The organism is Plesiomonas sp., from assembly GCF_051650925.1.
Classification (GTDB): domain Bacteria; phylum Pseudomonadota; class Gammaproteobacteria; order Enterobacterales; family CAMTGL01; genus Plesiomonas.
In genome coordinates this window covers 1-1,534 of the sequence record NZ_JBOFRH010000334.1, presented here as the reverse complement: position 1 = coordinate 1,534, position 1,534 = coordinate 1, and the positions used below count along the sequence as shown (strand labels likewise).

General features: G+C 49.2%; 3 protein-coding genes. All 3 read left to right on the top strand.

All coding sequences use genetic code 11. The features are described 5' to 3' along the window. Positions 1-607, top strand: a 607-nt coding sequence (locus tag ACRC27_RS07780) for a hypothetical protein (protein ID WP_438639586.1), incomplete at its 5' end; no start/stop codon positions are given. A gap of 189 nt (positions 608-796) precedes the next feature. After that, entirely contained in the window at positions 797-1,048 is a 252-nt protein-coding gene (locus ACRC27_RS07775; RefSeq protein ID WP_438639585.1) for a hypothetical protein, read from the top strand. Next, positions 1,042-1,534 (top strand): recombination-associated protein RdgC (locus ACRC27_RS07770; RefSeq protein WP_438639584.1); only part of this gene is annotated, 493 nt, incomplete at its 3' end. The genes ACRC27_RS07775 and ACRC27_RS07770, both read left to right, overlap by 7 nt.

Here is a 1,534-nt window from a genome sequence, read left to right as displayed (position 1 = left end):
CCTTCCCCAGCCACTGATAAACCGAATTAACGCACAGCGAGAACTCATAGGCGTGGAGACTGCCCCGCTCACCGAGCTAACGCTGTACCGGCTAACCGAGAATAACGCCAAGGCCATTTGCGAAGCGTATGGAGAGCCACTGCAAGCAATCCCATTGCTAGACTGGCTTAATCGCGCCGAGAAAGCGCTAGAAGCTGAAATAAAAGGTCTACGCATGGCTGAGGGTTTGTTACCGGCCACGAGCGCGGCAGAAGCCGTAAGAGAGGCTGGATTGCCTAGCCTGCTATGGTGTGCGGCCATGCTTGGGGAAAACCGCTCAGATAAGCTGATACGCTGGTACAAGGCGCAACCAGACTACTTCATGGTTATGCTTGAGGGGCTGGTAGCCCTAAAAATGAAGAACGAGGCAAAGATGATCGCGAACGCCCCGAAGATTATCAGTGCGCTAGGCGTTTACGGCCATAGTCAGACCGAGTGCATCACATCACCGGAAAAGATACCGGAACGAGAAGAAGATAAACCACGGGTAAGAATGTATGACTACTACCGCCGCGATACCGGTGAGTATTTCCGTGTTACCCCAGCTGGCGAAATCACCTATCTGTGACAAAGAAAACCCCGCAATCGCGGGGTTTTTTATTGGATTACCATAATCACACGCTCACAAACTTACATTTGTAATTATGTAAGCAATCACACATCAATTGAACATAAAACAGTCAGTTAGTATAACCCATCTTTAAGAAATGCAGTTTTTGTGTATCATTTGTGGCCTGTTCACCAGTCAATTGGAACTATGCGCCATCTCTTATTGCGCCCTGCCGAAATCAAACGGCGATCCGAGTGTTGCAACCTGATTTTCCGATTGTGGCAAGACTCTTTAGGTCAGTGGTTTGCTCAGGCTACCGTTGCAGACGCTGAGTTTTTAGGCCGCTTCACCCTAAGCCGGACACGAGGCGCACGCACTGCCCGACACTGGCGTGATTTAGATTGCTGCATTCGCTTTTTGCGACACCACTTTAAAGATGCACGGATTGAGATATGTTGAAAATTAGAGGGCTGAATGCGTACCGGCTTACCAAAGAGCTGGATATTACGCTGGAATCACTGACTGAAAGCCTTAAAGCAAACCTGTTTACCCCTTGCTTGAGCCACCAGCGTGTAAGTATGGGTTTTATCCCTGTATGCGATGGTTCCGAGCAAGTTGCCTACCCTGTCGCTGGTGGATTTGTTGTCCGAGTTCAGCGCGAAGAAAAAATATTGCCTGCATCGGTTATTAGAGAAAACGTCAAAAAGCGTAAGCAAGAAATTGAAGCCAAGACCGGCAGACGACCAACAGGGGAAGAAAGCAAAAAACTTAGAGACGATACAGAAAGCATGTTGCTGGGCGAAGCGTTTAGCCGTAACGCTGCGTACTATGCGTGGATTAACACAAAGACAAATCAGCTATTAGTGTTCACGCCATCAACCACTATGGCTGAACGGATCACCGGCACCTTGCGCCGTGCAATTGGTTCCCTGCCTGCTGTACCAC